Source organism: Flavobacterium sp. (genome assembly GCF_044348915.1).
Classification (GTDB): Bacteria; Bacteroidota; Bacteroidia; order Flavobacteriales; family Flavobacteriaceae; genus Flavobacterium.
This window is the reverse complement of the sequence record NZ_JBIKRX010000064.1, coordinates 1-16,675: the sequence shown is the minus strand read 5'-3', so window position 1 is coordinate 16,675 and position 16,675 is coordinate 1. Positions and strand designations below refer to the sequence as shown.

The following is a 16,675-nucleotide window of genomic DNA, read 5'->3' as shown; positions in this document are numbered from 1 at the left end:
ACGATTCAACCAAATCAAAGAGCAAATTGTTCTTTGGCTCGAATTTTTACTGCTTATTTTTGCAGATGTATTTTTGGTAAAAAATCTAAAAACTCAAAAAGTGGGTTCTTAAGGAATGACTATTTAAGACAAACGATAGATTCCGTTTTAAATCAAACCTTTACTGATTATGAAATAATCATTACAGATGATTCGCCAACAGATATTGTGTTTGATTTAGTACAAGAATACCAATCGAAAGGTAAAATACAGTATTACAAAAATGCAATACCACTGGGAAGTCCTGAAAATTGGAATGAAGCCATTAGGCGGTCAAAAGGGGAGTATATTAAAATAATGCATCACGATGATTATTTTACCTTTGAACATAGTTTACAGGCATTTGTTGATTTAATGGAAAACTCACCAAATGCTTTATTAGGATTCAGTTCTTCGGTCGTGAAATTAATCAATAAAGATAAAATATGGATACACAAGCCGACATCTGAGAATTTACTAAATTTGAAATTGAATCCTTATACTTTGTTTTTTGGAAATTTTATTGGCGCTCCTAGTGCTACTATTTTTAGAAGATCATCAAGTGTTTTTTTTGATGTAAATTTAAAATGGGTCGTAGATTTTGAATTTTATTGTAGATTGTTGGCAGGCAATAGTAAATTTGAATTCGATTCCAGAGAATTAATAACAACGGTTGGTGATGACCATAATATTACAAATGATTGTCGAGACAATAGGAACGTTGAAATTAAAGAATATCTTTATTTATACAACAGTATTCCTTATAAAAATATTCAATTAAAAAAAACTTTTTACTTTTTTAGAACTCGATTTTATAAATTTTCTATTTTTTCTATAAAAGATATTAAAATGTGTGGATATGTTAATAGAATTCCAAAATTAATATATGTTGTTTTGATTGCTAATAAAGGAATAAAAGTCATTAAAAAACTACCTGCTGGACTAAAAATAAAGATGCGTTCTTTGATTCATTTTTTTTTTAGAAGGAAAAATAATAATGAAAAATTAAATCAAAATATATTGATTGGTAAAAACTGTACAATAAATCAAAGTAAATTTGGTAAATATAATAAAGTAAACGATAATTCTTTTTTATATAAGGTAGGTTATGGGGATTATACTTATAGTGCAATGAATGTGACTATAATGAATTGTAATATTGGAAAATTCTGTTCTATTGCTCAAGGTGTTTGCATAGGTTTAGGAAAGCATCCAGTTGGTGATTTTGTTTCGACACATCCATCTTTTTATTCTACAAATAAACAATGTGGAACTAGTTTTAGTGATGCTCAATATTTTGAAGAAATGGGATTTGTAACCATCGGGAATGATGTTTGGATAGGTGCAAATGTTGTTATTTTAGATGATGTAAATATTGGAAATGGTGCAGTTATAGCTGCAAATTCTGTTGTGACTAAAGATGTTTTTCCTTATTCAATTGTTGGTGGGATTCCTGCGAAACTTATTAAATATCGTTTTTCTGAAGAGGATATACTATTTCTTGAAAAATTAGAATGGTGGAATAAAGATGATAAATGGTTGCAAGAAAATTTTAAAGCAATGCATAATATTATTGCATTAAAAAAACTGTTTAAATGATTGTCATTCAGCTTCAAGGAGGTTTAGGAAACCAGATGTTTCAGTATGCTTTTGCAAGAATTCTTGCAAAAAGGACTAGTGTGCCACTTAAATTAGACAAAAGTTTCTTCGATACCTTCTCAAATGAACAAGAATTTACACAAAGGAAATTTGAACTTGGTATTTTTGAAAATGAATCTATGCATGCTTCATCAGAAGAAATTATTAAATTAACACGACTTTCTTTTATCGATAAGATTAAGAAAAAACTAGGGTTTTATTGTAAGTCAAATATTTATTCAGAGCCTTCTTTAGATTTTCATCCAGAATTTCTATCGATCAAATGCCCAGCCTATATTAAAGGATATTTTCAAAGTTATAAATACTTCGAAAATCAGGAAGATTTAATTCGAGAAACCTTTTCTTTTCCCGTTGAGTCTTTAGATGATAGGAACAAAACATTGCTTTCTAAATTACAATCTGAGATTGCCATTTCGGTGCACATTCGTAGAGGGGATTATGTTACTAATGCAAAAACACAGCAATTTCATGGGAATTGTAGTTTAGAATATTATTCAAAAGCTATACTATTATTAGCATCAAAAATTGAAAAGTTTACTTTAGTTTTCTTTTCAGATGATAGCCAATGGGTAAAGGAACAATTTGAAACGTTACCTTATTCTAAACTATTTGTTGATGACAATACTGAAGAGAATAGTTGGGTTGATATGTTATTAATGAGTTTTTGTACTCATAACATTATTGCCAATAGTTCTTTTAGTTGGTGGGCTGCTTGGTTGAATACTCAGCCAAATAAGATAGTAATTGCTCCAAAAAAATGGTATGCAAATTCAGAAAGAAACACCAATGATTTAATACCCCCTCAATGGATACGTCTCTAAACACCACCCCAAAAATCACCGTTATTTTGCCTGTATACAATTGTGAATTGTACATACAAACTGCTGTAGAAAGTATTTTAAATCAAACGTTTAGTGATTTTGAGTTGTTGATTATAGATGATGCTTCGACGGATGCCACAGTTGCTATTCTAAAAAACATCCCAGACCCTCGTATTCAATTGATACAAAAACCCAAAAATTCAGGCTATACTAATAGTTTGAACTACGGTTTGAAAATTGCAAAAGGCGAATATATTGCTCGAATGGATTCTGACGACATAAGTCATCCGGAACGATTTGCCCAACAATTGACCTACTTAGACACGCATCCCGAAGTGGTAGTTTGTGGTACAGTCTATAAAATTGTTGGTAATGATAAGAGTATTAGTCTTCCGCTAGATCATGAAGACATAAAAATCGAGTTACTGTGGGGGAATTGTATTTGTCATCCTTCTACTATGATTCGTAAAAACGTTTTAGACCAATATGCTATTCAATACGATAGTACCACAGAACCTGCCGAGGATTATCATATGTGGATACAATTATTGAATTTTGGAAAACTTAAAAATTTACCCGAAGTTTTCTTAGAATATAGAGTTTATGGCAATCAAGTATCTCGAAAACGAGCCGATGAACAGAAAAAAAGTGATATTGCTGCCAAATTTAAAATGTTGCAGTATTTAAATATAGCTTGGGGCTCTGTTGAAAGGGAGTTTTTAGAGAGACAATTTGGCAAAACAGAAAGTATTACATTCAATGACCTTGAGGTTTTTAAACAAATTCAACATAAATTAGCAAAAGCAAACCAAGCTATGGCTTTTTTTGAAACCCAAATGTTTTCTCAATATCTTATCGATTTAGAAGCAGATGTTTTGAGGAAATGCTTTTTGAAACAAAAACGTTATTCTCCTAGTTTGTATTTAGAATATTTATATACCAAGTTCAAATGGAAAGCCCAATTGACAAAAAAACAAGAATTGAAACTTTTTTTGAAGTCCTTGGTTTTTTGGAAAACACGACGAAATAAATACAAATAGTAAACAAATCCGTTGGTCATTAAAACATAAAAATGTCAAACCATACTTTCTCCATCCTCATTACTACCAAAAATCGACTGACCGATTTGGTTTTTACCTTAGAAAAAATCCAGCATTTGTTGGATAGTGAAGAGGTGGTTTGCCTGATTTGTGATGATGGTTCTACCGATGGGACAGCCTATTTCATAAAAAAAAACTATCCCAAAATACAATTCATTCAAAACGCTACAAGTAAAGGGTTAATCTATAGCCGGAATCGATTGTTGCGTTTGGTTCAAACCGATTATGCAATTTCTATAGACGATGATTTGCATTTTATAACAGAAAGACCATTGGAAATAATTAGTGATTTTTTTATTCAAAATCCATTAGCTGCCGTATTGAGTTTTAGAATTTTTTGGAATAAAATGGAGCCAGAAACAACCGCAACTTCTCAAAAATCAATGCAAGTTCAGAACTATGCTGGAGGGGCACATTGTTTTAGAATGGTCGCCTGGCACGCTATTCCGGAATACCCCGCTTGGTTTGTCTTTTATGGCGAGGAAAATTTTGCTTCCTATCAATTATTCAAAAAGCATTGGGAAGTTCACTATTTGCCAGAAGTTTTGGTGCACCATCGGGTCGATATTAAAGCGCGGAAGCAGCACAAGGATTATATTGAAAGACAACGTCGCTCCTTGCGTGCGGGTTGGTATTTGTTTTTCTTATTTTATCCTTTAAAAGCAATCCCTCGAAAAATGGCATATTCACTTTGGATGCAATTCAAACTCAAAGTATTTCAAGGCGATTTCAAAGTTTTACTGGCTATAGTTTTAGCTTTGTTAGATTTGGTTTGGAATACTCGCAAAATCATCAAGAACAGCAATCGCTTGACCAATAAGGAGTATGAGGAATACCACCAATTGCCGGAAAACAAATTGTATTGGAATCCCGAAAATGAATTTAAAAACCGTGCAAATTGAAAGTCGCATTTTCAATGTACACTATTTTGTGTGTAACGATGTTTAAAGAGTTAATTATAGATGTTTTGTGTTTTGATTTTTTTGGAATAGTAAATTACTAAACATATGGGATAAATCTAATAGCCTTATAAAGAAGGCTTAGGGCTTTATTTTTTTTATGTTATTTTTATTGCTTTCAAAACTTAACTCTTGCTAATAAAAAAAAGTATTTTTGTTTAAAATATGAGTATTATGAAAAAAATAGGATTTATTCCTCTTCGAAAGGGGTCAAAAAGTATTTTAGGGAAAAATAAACGTAAAATGGTTGGGAGGCCTTTGTTTACTTGGGTATTGACGCAAGCTATTTTTTCAAACTTAGACGAAATAGTTGTTTTTACTGACGATGATGAAATAATAAGCTTTGTAAATAACCAATACAAATGGACCACTAAAGTAAAAGCCATTTTAAGAAACGACCAAAATGCAGTGGATACGGCTTCAACAGAGAGCGCACTTATTGAGTTTTGTGAATTAATAAACAATGATTTTGATATATTATGCTTGTTGCAAGCCACTTCGCCTTTTACCACTTATTTAGATATTAATAAAATGTTGGATACTATTCAATATGAAAAATACGATTCCTCTCTAACCGTTGTTAATACGCATCGCTTTATTTGGAGTAATGAAGGTGAGCCGTTAAATTATGATGTTTTTAATAGACCTCGCAGACAAGATTTTGAAGGATTATTGGTTGAAAATGGAGCGGTATATTGCACTACAAAAGAAGCTTTTGCGTTTTCTAAAAATAGGGTGAGTGGAAACATAGGTTTGGTTAAAATGGACGAAGACTCATTAAATGAAATTGACACGGAAACAGATTGGTTAATAGTAGAAGAACTTCTAATCAATCGCCTAAAAAAACAAAAGGAAACGAATAAAATAACACATTTTGTTTTGGATGTTGATGGAGTATTTACTGATGGAACCGTATTTTATTCGAAAGAAGGAGAATTAACAAAGCAATTTGACATGCGTGACGGAATGGGATTAGAGATTCTTAGAGAACAAGGAATAGAAGTCATGGTGATGACATCGGAATTATCAGAATTAGTAGCACAACGCATGAAAAAGTTAAAAATAGAGAATATATTTTTAGGAGTGAAGGATAAATATGCTTTGTTGCAACATTTATTAATTGAAAAATCTATTCGAGCCTCAAATATTGCTTACATCGGTGATGATGTCAATGACCTAGCGAATATGTGTAGTGTTGGATGGTCTATCACTCCAAATAATGCAACAACTATAGTAAAACAACATGCTGATATTGTTTTAACTCATGAATCAGGATGTGGAGCAATTAGAGAAGCCTGCCATTTTATTTTAAATTATAATAAAAGATTTTAAAAACATTTTATTTTATGAAGACATACAAAAATCCTTTTGTTATTGCTGAAATTGGATGCAACCACAAAGGGGATATAGAAATAGCTAAAGAACTGATTAAAGTAGCCAAAATATTTTGCAATGCAGATGCAGTTAAATTTCAAAAAAGGAATAATAAGGAATTATTAACGGATGAACAATACAATCAACCACACCCCAATCCTTTAAATTCATATGGAGAAACTTATGGATTGCACAGGGAATATTTGGAATTTGATATTCATCAACACGCTGAATTAAAGAGATATTGTGAAGAAATAGGCATCATTTATTCAACATCGGTTTGGGATTTGACTTCAGCTAAAGAAATAACTTCTTTAAATCCTAACTTTATAAAAATTCCATCTGCTTGTAATAATAATTTTGAAATGTTAGGCTGGTTATGTGATTATTTTAAAGGAGAAATTCATATTTCAACAGGAATGACAACAAAAAGCGAAATAGAGGAAATTATACAATTTTTTAGTAATAAAAAAAGGAATGAGGATGTTGTTTTATACAATTGTACTTCTGGTTATCCAGTTCCTTTTGAAGATGTTTGTTTGTTAGATATTGTTTTATTACTTGAAAAATATAAAAATAAGGTAAAACATATAGGTTTCTCTGGTCATCATTTGGGAATTGCTGTAGATATTGCAGCCTATACATTAGGCGCAACTATTATTGAACGCCATTATACTATTGATAGAACTTGGAAGGGGACGGATCACGCCGCTTCACTGGAACCAATGGGGCTGAGGAAATTGACAAGAGATTTAAAAGCAGTTCACAATGCATTAACCTATAAAAGTGTTGATGTTTTGCCTATAGAAAAAATACAAAGAGACAAATTAAAAAAATCAAAAAGTAAAATAATAAAAGGGCTAGATGAGGTTAATTCGTCTTTGAAACTAATTTTTCCTTTTAAAGTGATTTTTATCACAGGTTCATGTATGTTGCAGTTGTTGTGAAAAATGAATAGATAAATTTAATAATTGGATTCAGCAAAATATAAGAGATGTTAAGTCGAAGTAGTCGATTTTAAAAAGTAATATGAAGAAAAAAAAAGTTTTTGTTTTTCTCCCAGATGGTGGTGGTTTGCGAAATTTTGTGTTTAGCTCTTTTAAAGAAATTGGAGATGAAATGGGGGTTGAAATTGTGTATTGGAATAATAGTTTACTCCCCATTAAGGAAAAATTCGGTTTTAATGAGTTGACTATGGAAAAATTGCCGACCCATCCCTTGACTCCTATTTATTCTAGAGCAAGAAAAGACATTGAATTAAATATTTCAAAGAAAAGGTTTAATGATGCTGTTTATGAAACTTATAAATTTCCTTTGGACTATAAAGGTTTTAAAAATAGTTTAAAAAGCGTTTTTACCTGGTTGTTGATAAAGTTGAATTCATCCGAAAAAGGGATAAATAAAATTAAAAAAAGAATTGAAAAATTAGAACGTAAAAACGCTAAATATCTTTCCTGCAGATTACAATTGAAAGAGCATCAGCCTGATTTGGTTTTTTGCTCTAATCAACGAAACACCCAAAATATAAGTGCAATACTTGCGGCAAAAGATTTAGGAATAAAAACGGTATGTTTTATTCAATCATGGGATAATGTGCCAAAAGCTATGCAAGTTATTGAAACCGATTATTATTTTGTTTGGAGTGATTTAATGAAACATGAGTTACTAAAATACTACCCACTTATTAAAAATGAGCAAGTAATCGTTACGGGGACACCACAATTTGAACCCCATCATGACATCAGTTTATTACAATCTCGAGAGGACTTTTTTAAACAATATAATTTAGATGAAAATACAAAATACATCTGCTTTTCAGGAGATGATGAAACCACCTCACCTCTCGATCAATATTATTTAGAAGATTTAGCTAATGCAGTAAGAAGCCTAAATGCAAAAGGAGAAAACCTTGGAATTATTTATAGAAAATGTCCTGTAGATGTTACAAAGAGGTATGATGATGTAATAGAATCGAATAAAGATATTATTAAAGTTTTAAATCCAATATGGGAACAAATTGGCAAACAAGGAGAGGTATTGGCAACTAAAGAAGATTCCTCCATGTTATACAATGTTTGTGAGCATAGTGAATTTGTAACCAATGTGTGCTCTTCAACCGTATTTGATTTTGTAGTTCATAATAAGCCGTGTATTTACTATAATTATGAGCAACCCCAATTAATGAAGGGGATCAGGGATATAGGTCAAAATTATAATTATGTTCATTTTAGAAGTATGCCAAGTAAAGAGGCCGTTCTTTTTTGCAATGATAAAAAACAATTGGAACATGTCGTGTCCGAAGTCATAAATTGTAAAATTTCAAATGTCGACAAAGGTTTAATATGGTATGAAATAGTGGTTGGTAAAACACCAACAAAGTCTTCGATTACTATATGGAATGCAATAATTAATATATTGAAATAATTTTTTAATCATCAGAATAAGAAATGTCTAAAATAATAGCCGTCCTATGTAACTATGAACTTTTACCTGAAAGAGTGGGAGGCATGGATTATTTCTTTTGGCAATTTGATAAAAAGTGTAAAGAAAATAATATTCAGGTCGATTGGTTTTTTCCTAATCCAGCGGCTCACGGAAGTTATCCCGATTTGAACATTCATTCAAGCAATACTGAAAATGTAGAAAAAAATTTTCTAACTTTTTTGAAACAAAATAAAACAGGGTATTCGCACATCATTACTCATTTTTTGGAGTTGTGTACTCCTTTTTTTGCAGCAGCGAAGCAACTGTCTAAAGCTGAGATTATTGTCGTAGATCATAATCCAAGACCTATAAACGGGTACCCTTTTGCAAAGAAAATAAAGAAAAAAATTAAGGGGCTACTGTATTCCAAATATATTGATACGTTTGTTGGGGTTTCGGATTATACGGCAAATGAATTGGTAAAGGATTTTGGTGCTCCAATAAAAAACAAAATTCAGGTCATTCATAACGGAATTTTTCTGGAAGCTATTCAAGAAAGAAAAACCAGAAAAGAAATACACCCCAGTTTTTTAACCGCTTCCCATTTGCGGGAATCCAAAGGGATTCAAGACCTGATTCAGGCGGTTTTCCTATTGCCGAACGCGATAAAAGCAGCAATAGTGATTGATGTCTATGGTGATGGGCCCTATAGAAAAACATTGGAAGACCAAGTTTTCCGTTTGGGTTTGGAGCACTGTTTCCATTTTATGGGAAGCAGTTCCCATCTTAAATCCATTTATTGCCAGTATGATTATATGCTACAACCGACGCATATGGAATGTTTTAGTTTGTCAATTCTGGAAAGTTTAGCAGCTAATGTACCTGTTATTACTACCAATGTGGGAGGCAATGAAGAAGCCATAATTAATACTGTTAATGGTTATATTTTTAAAGCCAAAGATGTTCCTGCCCTGACAACTCTTTTAGCAGAAGTTTATTTAGGAACTAAAAAAATGGATTTGAACACTAGAATTGATGTCGAAAAGCGTTTTTCTCTAGGGAAAATGGTCGAGCAACATTTTTTAATCGTAACTGGGAACCCTTTCAGCCTTCAAAACTCTGAAAGGGTTATTACTAACAACAAAGTCAAATGAAAATCGCTTTCCTAACTCCTGAATACCCTCATCCTAAGACAGGCAATTCCGGTGGGATTGGTTCGAGTATCAAGAATCTGGCTACTGGGCTTTTGGCAGAAGGTTGTTCGGTTCGCGTGTTGGTATATGGACAAAAGGAGGAAGGAGTTTTTGATGATCACGCAATAACCATTCAGCAAATTCAGAATGTCAAATTTAAAGGATTATCTTGGTGGTTGACTAGGAAAAAGTTGGAAAGAATAATCAATCAATTGTATGCTACTGCAGCAATCGATTTGGTTGAAGCACCTGATTGGACTGGAATCACTTCCTTTATCCAACCCAAAAAATGTCCTATCGTTATTCGGCTTAATGGTTCGGATACTTATTTTTGTCATTTGGATCATCGTTCTGTGAAATGGAATAATAAATTTCACGAAAAGCGAGCGCTACAAAAAGCCGATGCTTTACTATCGGTTAGTCAATTTACAGCTGATTTGACCAATGAAGTTTTTGGATTGAAAAAAGAGTTTACTATTATTCCTAATTCGATTGATGTTGATTTATTCAATAACAATGGCAATAACAATGGCAATAGCAATGGCGATAAAAATGGCAATGACAATGGCAATAACAATGGCAATGGCAATGGCGATAAAAATGGCAATGACAATAAGACTATATTATATTTTGGGAGCTTGATTCGTAAAAAAGGATTGTTGGAATTACCGTTTATTTTCAATGAAGTAATCAAAAGTAGTCCTGAGACTCAACTTGTTTTGGTAGGCAAAGATGTGCCTGATGTTGTTTCTGGAAATGATTCCACCTGGGCCATGATGCAAGCCTTATTTACGACCGAAGCTTTGCGAAATGTGCGTTATTTGGGTAGTGTTCCTTATGCTGGTATAAAAGAGCAAATCCATTTGTCTACTGTCTGCGTTTTTCCTTCTTTTGCAGAAGCTTTGCCGGTTTCCTGGATTGAGGCTATGGCGTTGCAAAAACCGATTGTGGCTTCCAATATTGGTTGGGCAAAAGAAGTGATTGAAGAGGGTTTAGAGGGTTTTTTAATACATCCTAACGCGCACAAACAATATGCAGAAAAGATTTTGGAATTGCTAAAAAGTCCTAAATTGCAAGAAAGTTTTGGTTTGGCAGCCAGAAAAAAAATAATACATAAGTTCAGTACTGAGACAGTGGCAAGACAAAGCTTGTTGTTTTATAAGAAATGCATAGCATCAAGATGAAAAAAAAGATAAAAAAAATAATTAGTGCCCTTTTTCCTAGTGGAGGAATTAAAGAACAAATAAAGTTGGTCTATTATAGTATTAATAGGCCAAAAAATACTTCCTATCAGTTAGAAAAAGACAAGGACAATAAAGTAGTTTTCAAGACTTTTTTTAAGCAAGTTTCTTTGATTACCAGGGAAGCCTTGTATTTTATTGTACCCGATTTTAATTACTATCAACATTTTTATAAAGTAAAAGCTAATGATGTAGTTTTGGATGCCGGTGCCAATTGTGGGCATTTGTCTCTTTTCTTTTCAAAATTGGTTGGAAAGGACGGCATTGTTTATGCTTTTGAACCTGATACCTTTAATATTGCCAGAATTAACAAGAATATCGAATTAAATGAAAGCTTGGCTGACAACATTAAAATTGAAGAATTGTTGTTGTGGGATGAAAATAAATTAGTGGATTTTTATGAAGCAGGAACAGTAGGTTCTTCGGCGGTTTGGATTCCGGATGCGGATAAATGTGTTAAAAAAGAAGCCGTGCGAATTGATGATTGGGTAGCCAAAAACCATATCAAAAAACTGGATTTTATTAAAATGGATATTGAAGGAGCCGAAATAGAAGCTTTGGACGGTTGCGTTCAAACTATCGAAAATCTGAAACCCAATTTTGCTATAGCTTCCTATCATATTGTGGATGGAGCTGCGACTTATATCAAAGTGGAGGCGTTTTTTAAGAAAATGAACTATCCCTACAAAACAGTACGATTCCGAAAAAATGAAATCATCACTTTTGCAGGTACATCTATAACACAGTAAGGTCATGATACTTCTATATCATAATGGCGCAAATGTAGTAGCGTTGGCTCATTCCAAGGCTTTTGGTATGGAAAAAGTTAGCGGTAAATCTATAGCTGCAGTTCTTATTGAAGTGGCGAAAGCGTATCCAACCGAAATACTGGTCTGGTGTCATGTAAGTCATAAAGAACAACTCAATATTTCGGAGATTGAACATTTATTGCATCACAAGAAATTATTTCTTTCCTATAACCCATCCAATACTTCATTTTTAGATTCGGCTCTTGGCTATGTTGATACTTCCCTTTTTGTGCGAGTCAACAAAACGGTTTCTTTTCCGACCTGGCAAATGAGCAGTACTGTGGGCTGTCTGTATGCTGAAGTTTTGTTGGCTTTAGATGCTGAAATTCCATTGGATACTAATTTTGATTATTTTCTGTGTTCTTTGGGAAAGCTATTGCTGCCTAAGGGATTATTGTGTTATTCTGAGCCCCGACTTTTAAAAAGTGCAGTCGAAAGTGTTCCAGCCAAAGCAAATCAATACCTACTTTTTCGTTTTGTAAAGCAACATTATAGAACGCGTTGGGTTTTCTTATTGTTGTTGAATCTATTTTTGTATGAACGGAAATTCCCGCTGTTGCCATTTCTTTTTTCTCTTTTTTACCAAAACAGAAGCAAGTTAACTCTTAATGTGGATGGTATAAAAGCACAATCCTCCAGAAAAGTTATTGATACAGGCACAGTAGATGTTATTATTCCAACCATTGGCAGAAAGACTTATTTGTATGATGTGTTGCAGGATTTTTCGAAACAGACCCATTTGCCGAAAAAGATTGTCATTGTGGAACAAAATACCGAAGCGGGAAGTACGAGCGAACTGGATTATCTGACCCAGGAAAAATGGCCGTTTGAAATCCAGCATATTTTTACGCATCAGGCCGGTGCCTGCAATGCCCGTAATCAGGCTTTGGATCAAACCCAAAGCGAATGGGTTTTTCTAGCGGATGATGACAATCGTTTTGAGGCTAGTTTACTATCGGATATTTTTGAAAAGATTGCACAATATGGACATCTAGTGGTTACTACCTCTTATCCTCAAAAAAATGAGAAGAAGAAATACACTAAAGTAATTCAATGGCCTACTTTTGGAGCTGGGAACAGTTTTGTTCGAAGGGATATTTTGTCTGATGTAAAATTCAATAAAGCCTTTGAATTTGGTTATGGCGAAGACGGCGATTTTGGGATGCAGTTGCGGAATTTAGGTCATGATGTCTTGTATTTTCCAGAACCTGAAATCTTGCATTTGAAGGCGCCTGTTGGCGGTTTTAGAACGAAACCCGTTTTGCAATGGCAAAAGGATAGCGTTCAACCCAAACCTTCGCCCACAGTAATGTTGTATAGTATATTGCACAATTCAAGAGAACAAACCAATAGTTATAAAACGACTTTGTTTTTTAAGTATTATCAACTTCAATCGATTAAAAACCCAATACGCTATTACATTCATTTTCAAAAGCAATGGAAAAAAAGTGTTTTTTGGGCGAATCAATTGAATAAAAAAGCATAAAAAGCCAATTTCCACCATATAACTAACTATAAATCTAGATGAATACTACTATTATAAAAAAACTATCCATTGTGATTCCCGCCTTTAATGAAGGGGCAACAATTCATAAAATCCTAGATAAAATAAAAAAAGTTGAATTGCTTAATGGAATTCAAAAAGAAATTATTATCATTAATGATTACAGCACTGATACTACTTCAGAGCAAATCAGAAACTATATGCAAAACAATGAGAATCTGGGTATATTATTTCTGGAGCATCAGGTAAACAAGGGAAAAGGAGCTGCATTGCATACAGGAATACAAAATGCCACTGGTGATGTTATTGTGGTTCAAGATGCCGATTTAGAATATGATCCAAATGAATACAATTTGCTTTTAAAGCCAATTACAGATGGATATGCAGATATTGTGTATGGTAGTCGATTTATGGGAGGAAATCCGCACAGAATTTTGTTTTTTTGGCACAGTATAGGAAACAAATTTTTGACTTTTTTGAGTAATATGTTGACCAATCTCAATTTGACAGATATGGAGACATGTTATAAAATGTTTAAATCAGATTATATAAAATCATTGAATTTGAAGGAAAATAGATTTGGTTTTGAACCTGAAATTACTGCCAGAATTGCTAGAATTCCTGGAGTGAGAATTTATGAAGTTGGAATTAGTTATTATGGAAGAACGTTTGAAGAAGGGAAAAAAATTGGTTGGAAAGATGGTTTCAGGGCTATGTATTGTATAATAAAATATAATCTATTTGTTAAATGAATAAAATCGTAAATAATAAGTGGATTATTATGTTGATTGTAATCAGTTTGATTTCAGTCAAATTTTATTATTTGTATTTGTCAAATATGAATGACAATTACTCAGATAAAGCAGCTTATAATGGCGGAGCAGATGCTTCTCATTACTTGATAATTGCCAAAAACATAGCTGATTTTAATGTGTATTCTGATACGAATTCAGTAATTGCTTCAGAAAATGCCACTTGGCGACCACCATTTTGGCCTCTTTTTTTATCATTATTTTTAAGATTTACAACAAATCCATTGGCGTTAATTCTATTGAAATCATTTTTAGAAGTATTCCTTTTGGGATTTATTTTGTTTAAATTCAAGAAGGATACAAATGTTAAATTTATAGGCTTACTTCCTTTTTGTTTACTTTTTATTGAACCTCAGTATCTTAAATATTCAATTACATTTTTGTCGGAAAGCTTAACCGCAATTTTAATTTTGGGACTGAGTTTTTTTTTTATTTCTCTAAACAATAGTAAGAGGACTCATATAGCAATACCTATTTTAGCCGCATGCGTTGTTTTGTGCCATCCTGTTTCTGTATTTTTCGTGGGTTCATTACTATTAATTTATTTGATTGGCAATTGGAAGTTCAATTGGATTAAGGCTCTTTTTCACGGTTTTATATTTTCGCTAATTGTATGTTCTTGGCCTTGTCGAAATGCAATTACTTTTGAAAAAGGGTTTTATCTAACGGCATCGCAAGGAGCTACATTGGCAAAAGGATGGAATGAGAAAGTATCAACTGAGTTTACCAATTCCGAAGGAGATTTAGCAGATGAAGGTTTGAATCTGAAATATGTTGACCCAAAATTAGTATCAAATTCTCAAAATAGTATTTTGGATTTGAGTCATTTATATACATTAGGAACTAAAAATCATATAAGCCGAATTGGCTTTGGAGAAATTACAAGAATTGCTTTAAAAAAATTAAAATCAAATTTCAATCCTTTTCCAGAAAGTCCCAAGCCAGGTAGTTTGGAAACTTTATCAGTTTTTTTTAGAATTTTATATCTTGTTGTTTTTATTCAAATGACAGTTCGATTTTTTAGAAAAAGAAGAATAGATTTTAACACAATCAAAGATCGAATTTATTTAGTAATTCTAGCTATTTTTGTTGGGCAATCCATTATGTCAGTTTATGTCTATACAGGCTTAAGATTTAATGCCATTTATTCTTTAACCTTACTTTTTTGTTTCCTCTATTTGAATATTGGTTTTTGGATTAATCCAATAAAAAGTAGTGACATTCACTAAGGAACCTAATAAAAATTAAGATGAAATTCTCCCTTATAATTTGCACTTATATGCGCCCTCGATCGGTGCTGCAATTGTTGCAATCGGTTCAGGAGCAAACGCTGTATCCTGATGAAATTCTGGTTATCGACGGTTCGACCAATACTGAAACTGAGATTATTCTAAAAGAAAATTTATTTTCAAACCTAATTTATTATGCGGTGCCACCCGAACATCGTGGCTTGACCAAACAACGAAATTATGGCATTGAACGAGTAAGAACTGAAATGGAAGTGGTTTGTTTCCTTGATGATGATACAGTTTTAGAAAAAGATTATTTTGAAGAAATAATTAAAACCTTTAAAGACAATCCAGATGTTTCTGGTGTAGGTGGTGTAGCTAGAAATGAAAATAGTTGGACATTGGCCGAGCCGAATATAAAATACGATTCAAACCGCTATTGCCAATGGGAAGAATTTGTTTATAAGGAAGGTCAACGCAATGTCGTTCGAAATTATTTGGGGCTACAATCTAATTTAGGTCCTGGACGGATGCCTGACTATTCACACGGCAAAACCTGTGGTTTCCCATTGAATGGCAAAACCTATGAGGTAGATTTATTGATAGGAATGTCGTTTGCTTTCCGCAGAAGAGTAGTAGATTCCATCCGATTTTCTCCTTATTTTGAAGGCTATGGTTTGTATGAAGATGCCGATTTTAGTATCCGAGCCTTGCAATTTGGCAAAAATGTCATCAATACCCAAGTGCAACTGAGTCATTTTCATCATCCTTCAGGACGGCCCAACCAATACCGATATGGCAAAATGGTGGTTCGCAACGGTTGGTATGTTTGGAGAGTCAAAAATCCAAAGCCTTCACTAAACGCCATAATAAAATGGCATTCGATTACCATTTTGTTGACTTTAATCCGATTTACCAATACATTTACCACAAACAAGAAAAAGGAAGCCTTTACCGAAGCCTTGGGAAGAACTATGGGTTGGTGGAGTTTGTTGTGGAATAAGCCTAAGTTAAATTCATAATAATAGTAATGAGATTAGAAATTCATCATTGGACTCCGCATCACAATATGATTGTTTTTTCGTATTTGTATTTTTGCGAAGTAAATGAGATTGAATTTGATATTCGAATGAATTCTAAAATTTCTTGGAATGGAGCGATACTTTACTTCCATAATGAGACTTATTTTTTAGATTATTCAGATGATGCAAAATTTCTAGATAATCCCGAAAACTATAATTATTATTTCAAAAGATCATTAAGGGTCAGCGATGTAAAAGGAAACGTTTATCCGTTAAACTTACAAGCAAATTATTCCTATAAATCTTTACTTCTTTTGACAAAATTTAAATTCAAAGGTTTAGTCAATAAAGCGAATCGAATTGAAATATTTCGCTCATTAGATTATTTGTAACTAATCAGTCTCAAATATAGGGATTTTATTTCATGTCAAAATGACGTGAAATAAAATTCGAATTCATGCCACATAGTCATTGGATTTATTAGGTGAATCTTTTTATATTTTGTACTTT

At 32.8% G+C, this 16,675-nt stretch carries 15 protein-coding genes; all 15 read left to right on the top strand.

Annotation, left to right across the window (positions count from 1 at the left end; translation table 11 throughout):
* The coding region (locus ACIQ1E_RS10745; protein ID WP_396171306.1) for a glycosyltransferase at positions 1-1,617 on the top strand (1,617 nt) is incomplete at its 5' end.
* The gene (locus ACIQ1E_RS10740; protein ID WP_396171305.1) at positions 1,614-2,498 is read left to right on the top strand and encodes an alpha-1,2-fucosyltransferase; all 885 of its coding nucleotides are present in this window, start codon (positions 1,614-1,616) and stop codon (positions 2,496-2,498) included. The genes ACIQ1E_RS10745 and ACIQ1E_RS10740, both read left to right, overlap by 4 nt.
* Positions 2,483-3,538, top strand: a complete 1,056-nt coding sequence (locus ACIQ1E_RS10735) for a glycosyltransferase family 2 protein (RefSeq protein ID WP_396171304.1) — start codon at positions 2,483-2,485, stop codon at positions 3,536-3,538. The genes ACIQ1E_RS10740 and ACIQ1E_RS10735 overlap by 16 nt, the downstream gene beginning before the upstream one ends.
* Positions 3,539-3,570: 32 nt before the next feature.
* Positions 3,571-4,500 (top strand): glycosyltransferase family 2 protein, encoded by a 930-nt coding sequence (locus ACIQ1E_RS10730; protein ID WP_396171303.1) that lies wholly within the window; start codon positions 3,571-3,573, stop codon positions 4,498-4,500.
* 231 nt (positions 4,501-4,731) lie between these two features.
* On the top strand, positions 4,732-5,889 hold the full coding sequence (locus tag ACIQ1E_RS10725; RefSeq protein ID WP_396171302.1) for a cytidylyltransferase domain-containing protein: 1,158 nt from the start codon (positions 4,732-4,734) through the stop codon (positions 5,887-5,889).
* A gap of 14 nt (positions 5,890-5,903) precedes the next feature.
* On the top strand, positions 5,904-6,878 hold the full coding sequence (locus ACIQ1E_RS10720; protein WP_396171301.1) for an N-acetylneuraminate synthase family protein: 975 nt from the start codon (positions 5,904-5,906) through the stop codon (positions 6,876-6,878).
* A gap of 82 nt (positions 6,879-6,960) precedes the next feature.
* Positions 6,961-8,355, top strand: coding sequence for a UDP-glycosyltransferase (locus tag ACIQ1E_RS10715; RefSeq protein ID WP_396171300.1), 1,395 nt, complete (start codon positions 6,961-6,963; stop codon positions 8,353-8,355).
* Positions 8,356-8,378: 23 nt separating this feature from the next.
* A complete protein-coding gene (locus ACIQ1E_RS10710) occupies positions 8,379-9,509 on the top strand; it encodes a glycosyltransferase family 4 protein (RefSeq protein WP_396171299.1) in 1,131 nt (376 codons plus the stop codon).
* The gene (locus ACIQ1E_RS10705; RefSeq protein ID WP_396171298.1) at positions 9,506-10,732 is read left to right on the top strand and encodes a glycosyltransferase family 4 protein; all 1,227 of its coding nucleotides are present in this window, start codon (positions 9,506-9,508) and stop codon (positions 10,730-10,732) included. Before ACIQ1E_RS10710 ends, ACIQ1E_RS10705 begins: the two co-directional genes overlap by 4 nt.
* Positions 10,729-11,538 carry an FkbM family methyltransferase gene (locus ACIQ1E_RS10700; protein ID WP_396171297.1) on the top strand — a complete coding sequence of 270 codons (810 nt, stop codon included), beginning with the start codon at positions 10,729-10,731 and terminating at the stop codon, positions 11,536-11,538. The genes ACIQ1E_RS10705 and ACIQ1E_RS10700 overlap by 4 nt, the downstream gene beginning before the upstream one ends.
* Positions 11,539-11,542: 4 nt before the next feature.
* Complete coding sequence (locus ACIQ1E_RS10695) at positions 11,543-13,084, top strand: glycosyltransferase family 2 protein (protein WP_396171296.1); 1,542 nt, start codon at positions 11,543-11,545, stop codon at positions 13,082-13,084.
* Positions 13,085-13,122: 38 nt separating this feature from the next.
* Positions 13,123-13,854 carry a glycosyltransferase family 2 protein gene (locus ACIQ1E_RS10690; protein WP_396171295.1) on the top strand — a complete coding sequence of 244 codons (732 nt, stop codon included), beginning with the start codon at positions 13,123-13,125 and terminating at the stop codon, positions 13,852-13,854.
* An 86-nt stretch (positions 13,855-13,940) separates the two neighbouring features.
* Entirely contained in the window at positions 13,941-15,143 is a 1,203-nt protein-coding gene (locus tag ACIQ1E_RS10685; RefSeq protein ID WP_396171294.1) for a hypothetical protein, read from the top strand.
* Between the two features lie 20 nt (positions 15,144-15,163).
* On the top strand, positions 15,164-16,165 hold the full coding sequence (locus ACIQ1E_RS10680; protein ID WP_396171293.1) for a glycosyltransferase family 2 protein: 1,002 nt from the start codon (positions 15,164-15,166) through the stop codon (positions 16,163-16,165).
* An 8-nt stretch (positions 16,166-16,173) separates the two neighbouring features.
* Positions 16,174-16,557, top strand: a complete 384-nt coding sequence (locus ACIQ1E_RS10675; protein ID WP_396171292.1) for a hypothetical protein — start codon at positions 16,174-16,176, stop codon at positions 16,555-16,557.
* The last annotated feature ends 118 nt before the right edge of the window (positions 16,558-16,675 follow it).

Excerpts from the sequence above, each read along its gene's own strand:
- ACIQ1E_RS10740 (WP_396171305.1), top strand. The coding sequence starts at position 1,614 with ATGATTGTCATTCAGCTTCAAGGAGGTTTAGGAAACCAGATGTTTCAG.
- ACIQ1E_RS10735 (WP_396171304.1), top strand. The coding sequence starts at position 2,483 with ATGGATACGTCTCTAAACACCACCCCAAAAATCACCGTTATTTTGCCT.
- ACIQ1E_RS10730 (WP_396171303.1), top strand. The coding sequence starts at position 3,571 with ATGTCAAACCATACTTTCTCCATCCTCATTACTACCAAAAATCGACTG.
- ACIQ1E_RS10725 (WP_396171302.1), top strand. The coding sequence starts at position 4,732 with ATGAAAAAAATAGGATTTATTCCTCTTCGAAAGGGGTCAAAAAGTATT.
- ACIQ1E_RS10720 (WP_396171301.1), top strand. The coding sequence starts at position 5,904 with ATGAAGACATACAAAAATCCTTTTGTTATTGCTGAAATTGGATGCAAC.
- ACIQ1E_RS10715 (WP_396171300.1), top strand. The coding sequence starts at position 6,961 with ATGAAGAAAAAAAAAGTTTTTGTTTTTCTCCCAGATGGTGGTGGTTTG.
- ACIQ1E_RS10710 (WP_396171299.1), top strand. The coding sequence starts at position 8,379 with ATGTCTAAAATAATAGCCGTCCTATGTAACTATGAACTTTTACCTGAA.
- ACIQ1E_RS10705 (WP_396171298.1), top strand. The coding sequence starts at position 9,506 with ATGAAAATCGCTTTCCTAACTCCTGAATACCCTCATCCTAAGACAGGC.
- ACIQ1E_RS10700 (WP_396171297.1), top strand. The coding sequence starts at position 10,729 with ATGAAAAAAAAGATAAAAAAAATAATTAGTGCCCTTTTTCCTAGTGGA.
- ACIQ1E_RS10695 (WP_396171296.1), top strand. The coding sequence starts at position 11,543 with ATGATACTTCTATATCATAATGGCGCAAATGTAGTAGCGTTGGCTCAT.
- ACIQ1E_RS10690 (WP_396171295.1), top strand. The coding sequence starts at position 13,123 with ATGAATACTACTATTATAAAAAAACTATCCATTGTGATTCCCGCCTTT.
- ACIQ1E_RS10685 (WP_396171294.1), top strand. The coding sequence starts at position 13,941 with ATGAATGACAATTACTCAGATAAAGCAGCTTATAATGGCGGAGCAGAT.
- ACIQ1E_RS10680 (WP_396171293.1), top strand. The coding sequence starts at position 15,164 with ATGAAATTCTCCCTTATAATTTGCACTTATATGCGCCCTCGATCGGTG.
- ACIQ1E_RS10675 (WP_396171292.1), top strand. The coding sequence starts at position 16,174 with ATGAGATTAGAAATTCATCATTGGACTCCGCATCACAATATGATTGTT.